The organism is Methanosarcina sp. Kolksee, from assembly GCF_000969945.1.
Taxonomy (GTDB): domain Archaea; phylum Halobacteriota; class Methanosarcinia; order Methanosarcinales; family Methanosarcinaceae; genus Methanosarcina; species Methanosarcina vacuolata.
The window spans coordinates 3,925,465-3,942,084 of record NZ_CP009524.1; the positions used below are offsets into that span (position 1 = coordinate 3,925,465).

A 16,620-nucleotide genomic window follows, 5' to 3' on the forward strand; every position below is an offset into this window, starting at 1 on the left:
TCTTTCCATATCAGGGAAGAATCTGGAAGTAAAATCTGTATTATTTCTTTATTTATACAGTCACTCATCAAAACGGAAAACTTACAGAAAAGGTGAGGTTTACATGGCAAAGAAAGCTAAGTTATCAGAAATGACAGACATGTTCAAGGATGTAGATATACTCTCCCTTGAAGGTGTAACTATAGAAGGGGACATTGAGATTGAACTCGATGGACTTGGAGGCGGCTTTGACCCGATGCTTGCTGCTATCCTCGGACAGGAGAATGCAGTACTTGCACAGCACTTCGCAAGACTTGCTGGCATATTCGGCGTCCCTGTAGGCATTGGTGCCCCTGCGGCTGGTGCCCCTGCTGCCCCTGCTATTTCCCCTGCTCTGGCAGCTCCTAAGTTTAAGGATCTCATTCCTGCCAAATTCAGTTTTGAAAACTTTGCAGAATGGGCAACCCCTATTCAGGAAGTCCCAATAGGTAACACCTCTGCAGATGGTGGAAGCCGTGGAAAGAGAGTGTTGGTTGGTGGCGAAAAAGCCCTCCCATTCTTCCCTGACGCCGTAATGCCCAACAGGAACCAGGTTACCATTGACGTATTCGATATGAGAATCGGTCTTGCAAAAGCTGTCAAGGAGAACTATGATGAGGTCATGGACAGCCCAGGAGAATGGGCAAAGAAGAACGTTGAAAAGTTCAACGCAGACATGATCACAATCCACCTGATTTCAACCGACCCACTGGTTAAAGACACACCTGCCAAGGAAGCAGCAAAGACTGTGGAAGAAGTACTTCAGGCTGTTGATGTCCCAATCGCAATTGGCGGTTCCGGGAACCCACAGAAAGACCCTGAAGTACTTGCAAGAGCTGCAGAAGTTGCAGAAGGCGAGCGCTGCCTGATTGCATCTGCAAGCCTGAACCTTGACTACGCAAAGATTGCAGAAGCCGCATTAAAATATGACCATGATGTACTATCCTGGACTCAGCTGGATATGAACTCCCAGAAGGAGCTTAACAGGAAGCTCATGAAGCAGTGCAACGTCCCAAGAGACAGGATCATCATGGACCCAACCACTGCAGCACTCGGCTATGGTCTCGACTACGCTTACACCAACATGGAGCGTATCCGCCTCGCAGCCCTTATGGGTGACGAAGAACTGACCTTCCCAATGTCATCCGGTACCACCAATGCATGGGGTGCCCGTGAGTCCTGGATGGTTAGCTCACCACTGAAGGAAGACTCGGATTGGGGCCCCAGAGAATACAGAGGACCAATCTGGGAAATCGTTACAGGTCTCTCTCTTGCTATTGCAGGAAACGACCTCTTCATGATGATGCACCCAACCTCGGTTGCTGTCCTGAAGCACATTACCCAGACTTTATTTGGTTCAATTGAGGCAGAGCCTATTGACCTTGCTAACTGGATTGGATCGGGGGTGTAAAACATGAAAATAAACAGCCCATTAGAAGCTTACAAATACCTTCCTCAGACCAACTGTGGAGAATGTGGTGAGCCTACCTGTATGGCATTTGCCTCCAAGCTGATCGACAGATCCGGGAAGACAACAGACTGCCCACCCCTCGTAAAGGAGAAGAAGTTTGCAAAGAAACTCGCAGAGCTTGACAAGCTCCTTGCCCCGGAAATTCGTGAAGTTGCAATAGGTGTAGGCGACAGAGTAGCCAAGATTGGTGGCGACGATGTGCTTTACCGTCACAAGCTGACCTTCTTCAACAAGACAAAGATGTTCTTCGATGTTACTGATACAATGGAGGAAGCTGCCCTTGTTGAAAGAGTTAAGAAAATTACTGACTACAAAAAGTTCTACGTCGGACGCAACCTGCTCCTTGACGGTGTAGCAATAAGAGCTGCATCCAATGACCCTGCAAAGTTTGCAGCAGCTGTCAAGAAAGTTATAGAAAACACAGAATTGCCAGTGATTCTCTGTTCCTTTAACCCTGCAGTCCTGAAGGCAGGACTTGAGGTTGCAAAGGACAAGAACCCTCTGCTTTATGCTGCAAACAAAGACAATTGGAAGGAAGTAGGAGAACTGGCCCTTGAATATAAGGTGCCTGTCGTAGTCTCAGCTTTCAATGACCTTGATACCCTTAAGAGCCTCGCAAAAACCTTTGCAGAAGCAGGTATCAAGGACATTGTTCTCGACCCAGGAACCTACCCAAGTGGCAAAGGCCTGAAAGACACCTTTACCAACTTCCTGAAGATTAGGAGAGCAGGCATTATGGGCGATACCGAGATCGCATATCCAATCATGGCTATGCCGCTTACTGCCTGGATGTCTGGAATTTCGGATCCTGTCAGTGCATCCTACTGGGAAACAGTTCTTTCCTCGGTCTTTACCATCAGGTACGGAGACATTATGCTTCTCCACAGCATGGAACCATACGCCACCATGCCCGAAGTGCACCTGGCCGAGACAATTTACACAGACCCGAGGTCTCCTGTCGCTGTGGACTCGAAGATGTACAAGGTAGGAACCCCAGATGAGAATTCCCCAGTTCTCTTCACAACAAACTTTGCTCTTACCTACTACACAGTAGAGAGCGATCTTGCCTCAAACGGCATCAACTGCTGGCTGCTTGCAGTTAACACAGACGGTATCGGTGTGGAAGCATCTGTTGCCGGTGGGCAGCTGACCGCTGATAAAGTGAAGGAAGCTTTTGAGAAGTCAGGCTTTGACCTCAAGAAAGATGTTACCCACAACACGGTAATTACTCCGGGTCTTGCTGCCCGTCTACAGGGTGACATTGAGGACAAACTCGGTGCAAAGGTTCTTGTGGGACCAATGGACTCAGGAAGGCTCCCTGGATTTATGGAAAAGAACTGGCCTCCAAAATAATCAGAAAATAAATTTGAATATTAATATTCCGTGTCAAAAGGACACGGAAATTTCTTTTTTTGATATGGAATGTAGTTTATTGAAACTTTTACAAAACACAGATGTCGACTTTCCAGATAGGTTCTGAATTAAAGAAAAAATGACATAAAAAGTAAAATGTAGAAGAAAAATAACAGGAAAAATAGTAAAACGCAAACAGGAAAAATAGTAGAATACAAACAGGAAAAATAGTAGAATACAAACAGGAAAAATAGTAGAATACAAACAGGAAAAATAGTAGAATACAAACAGGAAAAATAGTAGAATGCAAATCGGAAAAATAGTAGAATACAAATTGCGCTCTTACTCATATATATAAGGGATTTTCTATTTCCTTTGATTTCCTGGTTATGATTTCTCCTTTTATTGCTTCATAGTATTTCATAGTATCAGGGGTAACTGAAGGTCGTGTCTCTGAAACTGCTTTAAGGAAATGTTTCTGTTTAACATTGTCTGCATGAAGTTCTTCACGCAGGGCGTATCTTCCTGCCTTTTTACATATTGCTGCAAGATCTGCGCCTGTGTAATTATCGGTACGGGCAACGAGTTCCTCGATATCCACATCTTCTGCAAGGGCCATCTTCTTTGTGTGAACCTTGAGAATTTCCCTTCTAGCTCCTTTATCAGGGACCGGGACGAGAATAAGCTCATCAAAACGCCCTGGACGAATCAAAGCCGGGTCTATGATATCAGGGCGGTTAGTTGCACCGATCACTACCACTCCTTTGAGTTCTTCAAGCCCATCCATTTCGGAAAGAAGCTGATTAAGGATTCTGGCTGTAACCTGAGGCTCACCTGCTGAGATCCCACGGATGGGAGCAAGTGAGTCAAGTTCGTCCAGAAAAACAATAGAAGGGGCAACCTGTCTCGCCCTGGTGAAGACCTCAGCAATCCTTTTTTCAGACTCTCCATACCACTTGGAAAGAAGGTCGCTTCCTTTGGCAGTGATAAAGTTGGCATCTGACTCATGGGCAATGGCTTTTGCCAGAAGGGTCTTTCCAGTGCCCGGAGGACCATATAGGAGTACGCCTTTTGGAGCTTCCACACCTATATGCCGATAAGACTCAGGGTTTTTAAGTGGCCATTCTACAGCTTCTTTCAGGAGACATTTTACGTCTTCCAGGCCGCCAACATCATTCCAACTGATATTGGGAATCTCAATAAGTATTTCCCGGATGGCTGAGGGCTGCACGTCTTTCATGGCCTCTTCGAAGTCTGCTCTTGTGACCTGTAATGAATCCAGGATTTCTTTTGGGATATGAGGTTCTTTTAGATCAATCCTTGGGAAGACACGCCTAAGAGCTCTCATGGCAGCTTCCCGGCAGAGTGCTGCAATATCAGACCCCACAAACCCATAGGTAATTTGAGCAAGATCCATGAGGTTTACGTCCTCTGTAAGGGGCATTCCTCTCGTATGAATATGGAAAATTTCGAGCCTGCCTTCGGTACTCGGGACCCTGAGCTCAATTTCCCTGTCAAACCTGCCCGGGCGGCGCAGTGCCAGATCCAGAGCTTCAGGGCGGTTCGTTGCACCTATCACGATTACATTCTTGCGGCTTTTCAGCCCATCCATCAGGGAAAGGAGCTGTGCGACCACTCTCCTCTCAACTTCCCCTGTGACCTCAGCTCTTTTCGGGGCAATGGAATCGATCTCGTCCAGAAAGATGATTGCTGGTGCATTCTTTTCAGCCTCATCGAATATATCGCGGATAGCTTTTTCGGACTCCCCGTAATATTTGGACATTATTTCCGGGCCGTTGATAGAGATAAAATAAGCATCAGACTCACTTGCAACAGCCCTTGCAAGCATAGTCTTGCCAGTACCGGGAGGGCCATGGAGCAACACTCCTTTTGGGGCTTCAATCCCTAACCGATCAAAAAGTTCAGGGTATTTCAGAGGGATTTCTACCATTTCCCTGACCTTTAAAATTGCATCCTGGAGTCCACCCAGATCTTCATACATAACAGTTGGAATGGCCTGCTCAGGAGTAATTTCCCTGGCTTCTGGCAGGAGTTCAATTTCGGTCATGTCAGTGATCTTTACTATCCCCGACGGAGAGGTAGAAACAACCTGAAGCTTGATTTCCCCGAGCCCGAAAGAGGAGCCGAAGCCCTGCCTGAAAAAGTCCTGGAAAAATTCATCCAACATGAGTCCTTTGCCATAAGTATCCATATCTCGAGAGCTACTTAAACTGGTGGTGGAGATAAAATCCCCTTTTGAAACCGTACGGTTCATGAAAACAGCACTAAGAGTCTCACTGGGAGCATAAATCTTTATTCCCCTTTTTACAGGAGAGAGGGTCACATGTTTTGCTTCTTTCCATTCTGCTTTGCAGATTTCCACGTATTCTCCTATGCTGGTCTTCGCATTCGTGCGGATAAGCCCGTCCATACGGATGATATCAAGACCCTCATCGTCAGGATAAGGTCTTCCTATAAGAGCTGAGGTCACCTTTCCCCCTCTGATTTCCACAACGTCAAAGGGGTTTAAACCAAGCTTTTCCCTGAAGGCTTCATCTATACGAACTATACCTTTTCCGACGTCACGATGGTTAGCTTCTGCAACTTTCAGTTTGATTGTCTTTTCATCTCCATTAGTCAAGCAATCTCCCCCATTTACACACTACTCCCGTATTTACACACTACTCCCCATTTACACACTAATATTGCGATTCCGAAATAGGTCATGAAACTTGCTTTTTGAATAGATCCGACGATCACGGATTTTTCCAGGAAATAAGAAATCAATTTTGGAATCGAAGCACTGGTGTGGAATCGATGCACTAGTAGAACCTATAAATTTACTCATCCCCCGAAGATTTGACAGTACTATTCTTTGAGCCATATCATCTATAGACCAATTCTTTGAGCCATATCATCTATGGACCAATTCTTTGAGCCATTATTATCTATGGACCAGGACAGGATAGTCCGTGTAGCCTTTCGCACCGCCCATATAGAAGGTGGCCACATCCGGCTCGTTCAGCGGTGCATTCTGCCTGAAACGCTCTGGCAGGTCAGGATTGGCCAGGAATGGCACTCCGAAGGCGATAAGGTCGGCCTCGCCGCTGGCAATGGCCTCATTCCCGCTGTGGAGGCCATAGCCGCCGTTCAGTATTAACGTCCTTTTGAAAATGCTGCGCAGGATAGGCCCAATCCGTGCTTCGGGTGGCACGAACCCCATTCGGCCTCCTATGAGCTCGATTAAATGAAGGTATCCCAGGCCCGTTTTGTTCAGCTCTCTGGTGAAATAGGAAAAGGTCTCCTGGGAATTGGCATCTGACATAGAATGCTCGGTATTGTGCGGGGAGATTCGGTAGCCGACACGGTTGCCTCCCCACACTTCAATGACGGCTTTTGTGACTTCAAGCGGTAAACGGGCCCGGTTTTCAAGGCTGCCGCCGTACTTATCGCTTCGCTTGTTGGACCCGCTCCGCAGGAATTGGTCCAGCAGGTAACCGTTGGCTCCATGAATTTCGACGCCATCGAACCCGGCGTTTCTGGCGTTCTCTGCCGCCTGCCGGAACTGCTTGACAATATCCGGCACCTCTTCGGTATTCAGGGCTCTGGGCACGGGAATTGGCTTTTTTCCACCGGGTGTGTGGGTAAAGCCTTCGACGGGTAGTGCGGATGGTGCAACCGGCAGAGAGCCTCCCAGCAAGTCGGGGTGGGAAATCCGTCCTACGTGCCAGAGCTGGATGAAAATCCTGCCGCCAGCCTTGTGGACGGCGTCTGTCACCCTCTTCCAGCCGGCGACCTGTGCTGCAGAGTATATGCCCGGCGTATGCATGTAACCTACTCCCTGCGGGCTGACCTGCGAGCCCTCGGTGATAATCATGCCGGCTGAGGCTCGCTGTACATAATAAGTGGCCGTCAGTGAGACCGGGACGTCGGCATCCCCTGCACGGTTTCGGGTCATTGGTGCCATCACTATGCGGTTTGGCAGCGTGAGATCGCCCATCTGATAATGTGAAAATAAATCTGTGTCTCCTGCCATGATAATCATCTCCTTTAAGCTTGAAAAATCAGTAGCCATCTTTTTAGTATCAGCTATCTTTTTAGCTGGATTTTTAGTATCAGTTATCTTTTTAATAGCAGCTATTAGTATCAGCTATCTTTTTAGCTGGATTTTTAGAATCTCGGAATCTTCTCAATGCTCCCGCAATCATTGAACTGGTTCTGGTTATTGTCTCAGCGTTTAGCACCATCCCCCATTGTGCGACGCTTACAATTTAACCTTGAATCATTAAATACGAGCTAATCATTAAATACGAGCTCCGGGTAATTACTTCTACGATAATTATTATGGATTTTTTATTTAAATATTCGTAGCTTGCCTGATGATTGTCGGGTATTTAAACTACCAAATCGCAGTCACTGTGCAGTCACTGTGCAGTCTAATGGGAGGACAAGTATTCTTTCCAGCCTGCGGTTGAGCTTATAAGTGTCCATCGTTCTGAGACTATGCAGTATACAGCACCTTCTCTCCTATTATTTTGTCAAATAGCAACCAAAAGCATCGGGCTGCCATAAACTGACAAATTCTAAAAATCAAGAGATGATCACTAATTTTAACCATTCAAACAGGAAGATATTCATTGCATACAGGATGTATAAGAATTATATTTTGATGGACGGACTCTGCTTATGAAAGAAAGAGATCGAAACGAAGAGACAGAAAAGCAGTATAAGCTTGCTCTGGAAGCTGATCCCAATGATGTTGATTCTCACTTTAATTACGGGGTTTTCCTATATGAAATGGGTCGCATGAAGGAAGCTGAAATACAGTATAAACTTGGACTGAAAATAGATCCAAAAGATGTATCAGTACATTCAAATTACGGACTTCTCCTGTACGAAATGGGTCGCATGGAAGAAGCTGAAAAACATTATAAACTTGTTCTGAAAATCGATCCTAAAAACGTATCCATACACATAAATTACGGACTTCTTCTCGAAAGTTTGGGACGTATGGGAGACGCTGAAAAGCATTATAAACTTGCTCTGAAAATTGATCCAAAAGATGTAGCTACACATGCAAACTATGGACTTCTTCTGAGCAAATTAGGTCGCGTGAAGGAAGCTGAAATACAGTACAAACTCGGACTGGAAATCGATAAAGATGAGCCATTAATACATTATAATTACGGACGTCTGCTGAGCAAAATGAATCGTATGGAGGAAGCGGAGGTACAGTATAAACTTGCTTTGAAAACCGATATAAAAATTGCAACCATATATTGTGACTATGGGAATTTCCTGCAACGAATGGGGCGCGAGAAAGAAGCTGAAAAACAGTATAAGCTTGCTTTGAAAATCGATCCCAATTTTGCAGCTGCACACAATAATTACGGTGTTTTGCTTGAGATGATGGGAAATCAGGCCAAAGCTGAAAAACAGTATAAGCTTGCAGTTGAAGCAAACCCAAATTATGCGGCGGCTTACTATAACTACGGAAATATCTTAAACGAAATGGGACGATTTGAAGAAGCTGAAAAGCAGTATCAGCTATCTCTTGAAAAAGATCCTAATAGCGCAGATGCACATTATAATTACGGGCTTCTCCTGCACAATATGAATCGCATGGAGGAAGCGGAGGTACAGTATAAGCTATCTCTTGAAAACGATCCTAAAAGTACAGAGGCACATTGTAATTACGGGCTTCTCCTGCACGATATGAACCGCATGGAGGAAGCGGAGGTACAGTATAAACTTGCTCTAGAAGCTGATCCCGAAGATACAGATACACACTGGAATTATGGAGTTCTCCTCGAAGAATTGGGCCGTAAGGAAGAAGCTGCAATGCAGTATCTTCTTGCTTTGAAAGTCAGTTATGACAATGTATAATTGTATCATTGTATCTATTGAACGGCTCTATGTAGTCTGCGGGTTTGGGATGGATTTCCAGGACTGATTACAATGCAAAAGACCTTCAGAAAATTTAGTGGCAAAACCTTCATGCTCGACGAATTCAGCTATTCAGGTATTTGTAAATCAGATGCAGAAAAGCGCAAAGATATGTGGAAGAAGAATGGGCTTGGAGCCAGGTGCATAAAAAAGACAAACGGCAAGTATGTAGTTTATCGGGAATATCATGGAGACCCGAATGACGTAGAAGGCTCATCACTGTTTCCTGTTGACTGAAATTTATTTCCCTTCTTCACAAAAATTGTCAAGATCTTTTCTGAGATAGAAAATTCCTCTTTGCAGCTTTCGTGCCTGTAACCTCAATAAATGGGGATAAATAAAGGGGAAAAGTCTCACCAGATACTTGGAGTGTAATTGAATTCGATTTCATCCAGTTTCTCGACAGGTAGGCCGACGTTTTCGAACATTTCCCTGAACACTGTTCTGTACTCCTCTTCAGGGATTTCTTTTCCGGCGCTGCCTGTGGGCATATCGATATCTACACGTATAAGTCCCGAACTGCTCACATAGATCTCGTATTTATTGAAATGATGTTTCCGAGTGATGGTAGTTTCAGGGATAACAAATTCTACGCACCCAAGTTTTGTATCGTTTCTGTAAAATTTGTCTTCAGACCCTATGAAAGTTGTTGTTTTGCTCTGGTTAAGATAAGCATAGACTGCCGGAAAATCCACATTTTCTTTTGTAGTCAGACTCACAACTCCTTTCTGAACCCCTTTCTGGGTTGATGCCTCATTCTTTAGCTTTTTAAGAAATTCTCCAGATTCAGTTTCGTTAAGCTCTAAACTCACTCCAAGCATCTTAAGCATCCAGGGGTCGTCCGGAAACATGGAAGGCATTTGCGGGGTAATATCACCGGCGTCATCATGATGAGAATAATTGTAGAGTGTTACAAGCGTTTGATTTTTCTCATCTTTTTCAAATTCGAGATACGTGTTTAAGTTGTAGTAGAGAGCGATTCTTGCTACCCTGTAGTCTGTTTTAAACCTGTCTTCAAGAGATTCAACATTTCCCGGTTCTATTAAATTTGCTTCATCCAGCCTGGTATAAGGTCCACTGAGATCATATCCGGCCTTTTCTGCTTTTGTGACAATGGAATTGTAATCGATTGGTCCGACATCAACAGTATCTCCAGAATAAGAGGCTTGATCACTAATAGTCATTAACATAAGAAACCCAAAGAAGCCCACAAAGAGAAGCACAGCCAAACCTGCAATTGCCAATAGCAAATATTTCAAAATTTCGAGGGATTTACTCATTTCAAGAACCTCTGATTTCTCATTATTTTGCAGGAGATGTCTTTCTTAAAACCCGAAATGTCAGAAAAAATTACAAAATTTCTTTATTTAATCAAGGCTAAATCCGCCACTCAATGATTACTTATTTTCAGTCTATCCAGTTTATATTAATTATTTTTGAAATTGTGAGCTTTTCAGGAAAACCGAGTATTTTTTGGGGAACTTTGGACTCCTAAAGTGACTACTCTAATAAAAAGTTCATATTATCTAATAAATATTTGTAATTTCTTTTAATAATACCTAAAAACTTCCTCCACGACCGCATACTGCGGAGCAGCAGATATCGGGCGGTCACTGACAAAAAAGAAGTAAAAATAGAGAAGTAAAAGTTCTGAATCTCAAAACAAAGATTCCAATAAGGCCATTATATCTTAATATCTAATTCCTTAAACTTAGTAATCACATAATTTATATCTTTATTTCTTGTCTCGCTAAATTTAAGTTCTAAGTCTTCCAAATATGAATATAAGAAATGAATATTCTTCATGGTTGATTTATTTTCAGTTATAAAACCTTCTATGCACATTTTTATGCTATAATAATTACTTTCAGAGTCCATTGCTATTCTGGATAAAGCTTCCAAAACGTCATTATGCAAGCTGTGGAAACTGTCTTGGGAAATGTTTTCTTGGTAACTCATTTTCAATAACTTTAATAAATCTGGAACAAAAATAAAACCGTGAAGGGATCGCAGAGGAGATTCACCAATAAACCAGGGATATTTTTCATTTTCTTTTATCCATTCAATTAAAAATTGAAGTCCCTTTATGTTTTGGGATTTCATTAAATAAGCAGAAGACTGTAGTTTATCATTTTCGTCTCCGTTGTTATAAGTGTTTAAAAGAAAAGCTTCACAATTCTTATTGTTGTCAATAAGTGTTTTAAGAATTTCCCATTTAAAGGCATCACTTATTTTTGTTAATATAACTTCTAATTCATTTAGGTCTTCTGACATTTCAGTAGTAATGTCCAGTGCTAGTTTTCGCGTACTATAAGCTCGATTTTCATCATTTATGATGTCAGGAGTAAATTGTAGTATTTGTTTTATTCTGTGGTTTTTGCAGAAAATAATGTGGTTTTCCAAAACGAAATCATATTCGATTCCCTCATTCAAATTTTCTAAAATTCTTGTTTTCATTTCTTGGGGAGATAATCGCCTTTCCAGATATTCTATTCCAACAAATTCGGTTCCTAAATCAAAACTATCAAAAGAAATCATGTCTAATAGAATATTTACTGGATAAGAAATATCAAATTTTCTTAAAAAATACCACAGAAGTATAGCTGTTCGATTAGTAGTTATTCTTCTATCTATTTTAGAAATTGCTTTTTTAAAATCAACATCATGAACATGTGAAAGGCACCATTCAGATACATATTGTTTTTGTTCCGGCGTAAGACTAATGCTCTCATCTCTTATCGACATCTCGTAAACTTTGCCTATGACAAAATAGTCCCACTTTAAACCATTAATATGTTCAATGGCATCTTCAAGGGTAATTGTTTTATCACCAGCAATTTTGTATAATAAATGAATTATTAACTTAGAAATATTATCTTCAAAATTCTCTAATTCGATATGAGAAAGCTCGGAGCGTGTAAGTTTTTCTTTCTTGCTTATTTTGAAGATCCTCGAAATTTCTTCAAGGAATAGTTCTTTATTAAAAATCAAATCAATGTCTCTCTGAACTCCTTGAATCCTCATTTTTTCATAATCTTTTTTGGGAGGTAAAGCAAACATTTCTCCAAACTTTTCGACAATAAGTCTGTTAAATTGAGGACATAACTGCTTATTTTCAAACGCAAGTGAATTTTGTAGGCTCCATATTTCGGAATCTGTAATTCTCCTTTCCTCATATTCTTTAATATAAAATTCAATACAGTTCATATCAGCTAAAGCTCCGAGGATTAAAAATGCATCTTTCTCAACATTCCTTTCCGAATAAATATTTTGAAAAACCTGAAGTCTCAAATCGGCATTGTCAAAAAAGCATAGAAAGTTTTGAGCTTGCCTTTCATGCCCTATTAATAATGCTTTGAATAACTCCAAACAAGGTTCTAAAATTGAAGGATCTTTCTTGTAAGCTTGAACAGCATTGTCCAAAAAACCAATTTCCCGGTTAAAATAAATATTCTCTAAATTTTCAGGTTTTTTCCTAAAGAATTCTACAATTTTTTTAATTGATTCAGGAGAATTAGCTTTATTAAAACCTTCTTTTAAATATGTAAGTTCTGAAGAAGAAAAAACCTTTCGGGAATATGCATAATCAACTCCTTCTAGAAAAATATCTATGTAATCATTAAGAAAATCACTATTACATAAGAGACGATACAATCCTGACCTAATGTTATCATCTTTTGATCTTCTCAGTGAAGGCACAATTTGATCAACGATCTCTTTTGAATCGAATTTCTGGACCGACAAACACTCAAGGGCATAATTTTGCACAATTCCTTCATAACTTATTTCCAAAGCGCGTTTTATTAAAATATTTTTTGCCCTATCTTTATACTCTGTCGGCATATCTTTTATTTCGCACAATAATTCAATTGCCGTTCCTATAGTAGTAAAATGTGCATCGCTTTCGATCTTGTTCAGCAAGTAGTCGACTATCTCGTCAGATTGTCCGAATCTTGCAAGTTCATCAATTCGGAACTTACCCCATGGTATCCATATTTCTTTTTCTTCATAGCTTTCGAATATTTCCTTGAATATTCGAATCCTCTCTTTTTTACCGAGTTTTTCATGCTCAAACTTTACAAAAAGCTCAGGTTGCACAGATAAGATCCATTTTTGTAGATCATCAGTGTCATAAATGCTAACAAGAAAAGAAAGTGTATTTATCCAAGATAGGGAGATTTTTTTATGCTCATATCCAGTAGATACAAACTCTTTAATCACTTCAAGGGGATAGTTTGCTAGTTTTTTGGCTGCCAAATATTCCTGAAAATTATTGTGCTCAAATTGCCAAGTTACTTTATCTGTTTCTTGTTTAATCCATGTCGTACAATATTCCAATAATTCCCTTGAAGATGAATCTGGTAGTATTTCCTCTAATTCTTCGTTATATATATAGTTTCTACCTAGACATTCCATTGCTAAGGCAACATATTCTAGGTTTTTCATCACATTTTTTTTCTCTTTCTCCAGTTGTTTTGTTGTTTGGTAGTGTGTAATATCAAGCTTAATTCTTAATTTCAATAAATTTTCGAATATTTCGGCTTTACTTCTTGGTAGGTCATTGTTTTTCATAAACAATTCAATTAAATATTTCAAATAAAAAGGAGATTTCAGTAAGGGATAAAGATTTTTCTCGTAAATCGAATCAAAAAAGTAAGTTGATTTAAAATCAAGCTTATCATTGACGTATTTTTTGATTTCTTTATTTCCAAGGTCAAGAAGTATATAAGAAGTAAATCCACTTAATGTATTCATACCAAAAATATTTTCATTTTCTATTTTGTAAAAATTAGTCCTGCAAGAAATTACAATGCATATATTGGGATGATTTTCTGCAAATAATCCTATTTCACGGATTGCATCGTTTTCGTTTTTACTTTCAATTTCATCAAGGCCATCAAGTAAAATAATTAGTTTTTCCTCTGGTATTAGTTCCCAATAGTTTGGAAAATATTCAGATATACTTTTATTTGTGTACTTATTAAGACGAACAAGGATTGGGTAATAAAGACGATTTCTTGAATAATGATAAGCAAGTTGTTTTAGCTCGGTTGTTTTTCCCACTCCAGCATCACTGAGGAGTACAACATGCTTGTTTATATCGGTTACTTTGATAATATTTTCATAATTTTCATAGTCGGAAAATAAATAATAATTGTGACTGAAATTCTCTGCTTTTGCCACCTTGCGAGGTAAGTAATCAGAGATGTTGGTGTATTTACTCAAAGACTGGTAAAACTCTTTTAGTTGATTGTATTGCTCTATGAACTTTTTGTGATTATCAAGAGCAGGTTGAGAAGAAAGGTCTCCATCATTATTTAATATCGTCAAAGTTTTGTTACATCCTTCAATCATTATTCCAAAAAGTATTGAGGTAAAATCGATTGTTTTATGCTTTTCCAATTTGAAATATTGTAAAACTATACATTCAAATTCAGTATAAATTTTGTTTATATCATAATAACTGAGAGGATCCGAATGATATGGAGAATACATTTTTCCGATTATATCTTTTAACTGAGGAATTTTAAAAAAACTGAGAATTAATCCTTGTTCTATTGGGCTTACATTCTCCGATAATAAAGAATCTTTCATTACGTCATAATAACTTTCAATTAGAGGATCAAAATTAGTTTTTTTAAATAATTTTGTTTCTATATCCTCGCGCCTGAAAGCATATTTTTCAATAAATTTCCACAAGTATTTTATGGATCCTACAAGACTAGATAAGATTTTAACTATGAATGTAGGAACCATAAATGCGTCTCCTTTGTTCAAAAAATTGATATTTATTAATCAAAAATAATTTAGTACCTTTATTTCTATATGTTTATTAAATTTTTCTATTTTGCCAGCGACCGCCCGATACCTGCTCCCTTCATGAGCATGCGGGCGTGGAGGGAAGTTTCAGATTAATTGTATCCTCTTCAAATTTGATGGGTTTTTAATCGACTCTGTTCCAAAATAGAGTGATTTTTGCATTTCTTCCTAGATTAGGCAGGTCGACATTTCATTTCCGATCATTTTTACTGATTGCGGTTTTGAAATGAGGGTCCCTTATTATGTGCAGTTGGGCGGTTTACATATGATCCAAACATAATCTTTCATGCTAAACTTCAATAAAAAAATGATACATTATTTATATGTGTCGTGGGAGTTGAACCACACGTTAACCAACTTTAAATCTAATGTATATTTATCAAATGTTCAAAAAACGATATCAATAAAAATGTTCAAATTTCTTATGTCGACCTGCCGAATCTAGGTTTCTTGATTGAAAATCTGAATTCGTAAAAAAGATTCAGTCTCTAATTAGAATTAAGATTCAATATGTATAGCCTTCAACTCACATTTTGAATTCTGGTATTTTTGTACAAATTCATGGTACAAATATGCCATTTTGTTGAGGTCCTATTAATTAAATGGCCAATATACAGGAATTATTTGCCCCTATTGGCAGGGGGTCGAAATGTGGATTGAAATAGCTTACTGTCTCTATACAATTGTTTTTCTATGAGATTATTTTTATATATATTCAACCGTTTGAATATTTAATATAATTGCACATTAAGCAAGGAAAGTTTTAATATCTAATCATAGCTTGGACTTTTAAAGGTCGTAGATGAAAAAAAACAAGGAAGGATTTCAAAAATGAAATATCAACGAGTTAGTGTTTCTGGGAAAATATTGTTTTGTTTGGTTTTATTATTTCTTGGATTGATGAGCTCTTCGGTTGCGCATGCTGAGACTTATAATTTTGTTACTAAATGGGGTTCGTATGGCACCGGCAACGTTTTTAGTTATCCAAGAAGTATTGCTGTAGATTCTTCTGGCTATGTTTATGTTGCCTTTTTGCATAAAGATCGAATTGAGAAGTTCGATAGCAACGGAACTTTCCTTACAAAATGGGGTTCGTATGGCACCGGCAACGGACAATTTGAAGAACCATCTGGTGTTGCTGTAGATTCTTCGGGCAATGTTTATGTAGTCGATCCAAGCAACAATCGCATTGAGAAATTTAACAGCACTGGCGGATATCTTACACAATGGGTTTGTAATGGCAGCGGCTATGAACATATATATGGACACTATTCTTGTACATCCGGTATCGCTGTAGATTCTCTGGGCAATGTTTATGCTGACAATCCTCACAATTCTCTCATTCAGAAATTTAACAGCAACGGCGGATACCTTACACAATGGGGCTCTTTAGGCACCGGCAACGGACAATTTAATGGTTCAATAGGTGTTGCTGTAGATTCTTCGGGCAATGTTTATGTTGCCGATCAATATAATAATCGAATTCAGAAGTTTGACAGCAACGGTGGATACCTTACTCAATGGGGTTCTTCGGGAAGCGGCAACGGACAATTTAAAAATCCATCTGGTGTTGCTGTAGATTCTTCGGACAATGTATATGTTGCCGATTCAAGCAATAATCGTATTCAGAAGTTTGATAGCAGTGGTAACTATATTACCCAATGGGGTTCGTATGGCACCGGCAACGGACAATTTAATGAACCATTTGGTGTTGCTTTAGATTCTTCGGGTAATGTTTATGTTGCCGATTATAGTATACTATGCATTCAGAAGTTTGCTCCAAATATCAGTAAATCTACCACTAATTTCTCAGATTTCCCTTCAATTATTGTACCTGTTGCTGCAATGCTTGTTTTAACAGTAATATTTAGATGTAAAAAATGGTGAAGTCATCCTCTTTTAAACTTTTTATCAAAACTCCAACATGTATTTTTTCTCAGAGTGCTCTTTTGAATCAGCACGAACACTCTGGCTACACCGCGAATAACGCTTTTTTAATTACCTTAACTCTC

At 39.8% G+C, this 16,620-nt stretch carries 9 protein-coding genes; 5 read left to right on the forward strand and 4 right to left on the reverse strand.

Annotation, left to right across the window (positions count from 1 at the left end; genetic code table 11):
* Positions 1-103 precede the first annotated feature (103 nt).
* Positions 104-1,429, forward strand: a complete 1,326-nt coding sequence (gene cdhD, locus MSKOL_RS16120) for a CO dehydrogenase/acetyl-CoA synthase subunit delta (protein ID WP_048122577.1) — start codon at positions 104-106, stop codon at positions 1,427-1,429.
* A 3-nt stretch (positions 1,430-1,432) separates the two neighbouring features.
* Positions 1,433-2,842, forward strand: a complete 1,410-nt coding sequence (acsC, locus tag MSKOL_RS16125; RefSeq protein ID WP_048118925.1) for an acetyl-CoA decarbonylase/synthase complex subunit gamma — start codon at positions 1,433-1,435, stop codon at positions 2,840-2,842.
* Positions 2,843-3,188: 346 nt separating this feature from the next.
* Here acsC and MSKOL_RS16130 read toward each other — a convergent pair whose 3' ends face one another.
* Both MSKOL_RS16130 and MSKOL_RS16135 read right to left on the reverse strand, forming a co-directional pair.
* Positions 3,189-5,483 carry a CDC48 family AAA ATPase gene (locus tag MSKOL_RS16130; RefSeq protein WP_048157674.1) on the reverse strand — a complete coding sequence of 765 codons (2,295 nt, stop codon included), beginning with the start codon at positions 5,481-5,483 and terminating at the stop codon, positions 3,189-3,191.
* Between the two features lie 303 nt (positions 5,484-5,786).
* Positions 5,787-6,917 carry an alkene reductase gene (locus MSKOL_RS16135; protein WP_231592286.1) on the reverse strand — a complete coding sequence of 377 codons (1,131 nt, stop codon included), beginning with the start codon at positions 6,915-6,917 and terminating at the stop codon, positions 5,787-5,789.
* A 611-nt stretch (positions 6,918-7,528) separates the two neighbouring features.
* On the opposite strand from MSKOL_RS16135, the gene MSKOL_RS16140 reads away from it, so the two are divergent.
* Both MSKOL_RS16140 and MSKOL_RS16145 read left to right on the forward strand, forming a co-directional pair.
* Positions 7,529-8,728: a tetratricopeptide repeat protein gene (locus MSKOL_RS16140; RefSeq protein ID WP_052725562.1), complete on the forward strand. Its 1,200-nt coding sequence runs from the start codon at positions 7,529-7,531 to the stop codon at positions 8,726-8,728.
* A 111-nt stretch (positions 8,729-8,839) separates the two neighbouring features.
* Positions 8,840-9,025 carry a hypothetical protein gene (locus MSKOL_RS16145; protein ID WP_231592287.1) on the forward strand — a complete coding sequence of 62 codons (186 nt, stop codon included), beginning with the start codon at positions 8,840-8,842 and terminating at the stop codon, positions 9,023-9,025.
* A gap of 116 nt (positions 9,026-9,141) precedes the next feature.
* Here MSKOL_RS16145 and MSKOL_RS16150 read toward each other — a convergent pair whose 3' ends face one another.
* Together MSKOL_RS16150 and MSKOL_RS16155 are read right to left on the reverse strand one after the other, a co-directional pair.
* Positions 9,142-10,068: a hypothetical protein gene (locus MSKOL_RS16150; RefSeq protein WP_048157688.1), complete on the reverse strand. Its 927-nt coding sequence runs from the start codon at positions 10,066-10,068 to the stop codon at positions 9,142-9,144.
* A gap of 403 nt (positions 10,069-10,471) precedes the next feature.
* A complete protein-coding gene (locus MSKOL_RS16155) occupies positions 10,472-14,545 on the reverse strand; it encodes an NACHT domain-containing NTPase (protein WP_048157690.1) in 4,074 nt (1,357 codons plus the stop codon).
* An 894-nt stretch (positions 14,546-15,439) separates the two neighbouring features.
* Here MSKOL_RS16155 and MSKOL_RS16160 point away from each other — a divergent pair.
* The gene (locus tag MSKOL_RS16160) at positions 15,440-16,495 is read left to right on the forward strand and encodes a 6-bladed beta-propeller (RefSeq protein WP_048157692.1); all 1,056 of its coding nucleotides are present in this window, start codon (positions 15,440-15,442) and stop codon (positions 16,493-16,495) included.
* Positions 16,496-16,620 lie beyond the last annotated feature (125 nt).

Excerpts from the sequence above, each read along its gene's own strand:
- cdhD (WP_048122577.1), top strand. The coding sequence starts at position 104 with ATGGCAAAGAAAGCTAAGTTATCAGAAATGACAGACATGTTCAAGGAT.
- acsC (WP_048118925.1), top strand. The coding sequence starts at position 1,433 with ATGAAAATAAACAGCCCATTAGAAGCTTACAAATACCTTCCTCAGACC.
- MSKOL_RS16135 (WP_231592286.1), bottom strand. The coding sequence starts at position 6,917 with ATGGCTACTGATTTTTCAAGCTTAAAGGAGATGATTATCATGGCAGGA.
- MSKOL_RS16140 (WP_052725562.1), top strand. The coding sequence starts at position 7,529 with ATGAAAGAAAGAGATCGAAACGAAGAGACAGAAAAGCAGTATAAGCTT.
- MSKOL_RS16145 (WP_231592287.1), top strand. The coding sequence starts at position 8,840 with ATGCTCGACGAATTCAGCTATTCAGGTATTTGTAAATCAGATGCAGAA.
- MSKOL_RS16150 (WP_048157688.1), bottom strand. The coding sequence starts at position 10,068 with ATGAGTAAATCCCTCGAAATTTTGAAATATTTGCTATTGGCAATTGCA.
- MSKOL_RS16155 (WP_048157690.1), bottom strand. The coding sequence starts at position 14,545 with ATGGTTCCTACATTCATAGTTAAAATCTTATCTAGTCTTGTAGGATCC.
- MSKOL_RS16160 (WP_048157692.1), top strand. The coding sequence starts at position 15,440 with ATGAAATATCAACGAGTTAGTGTTTCTGGGAAAATATTGTTTTGTTTG.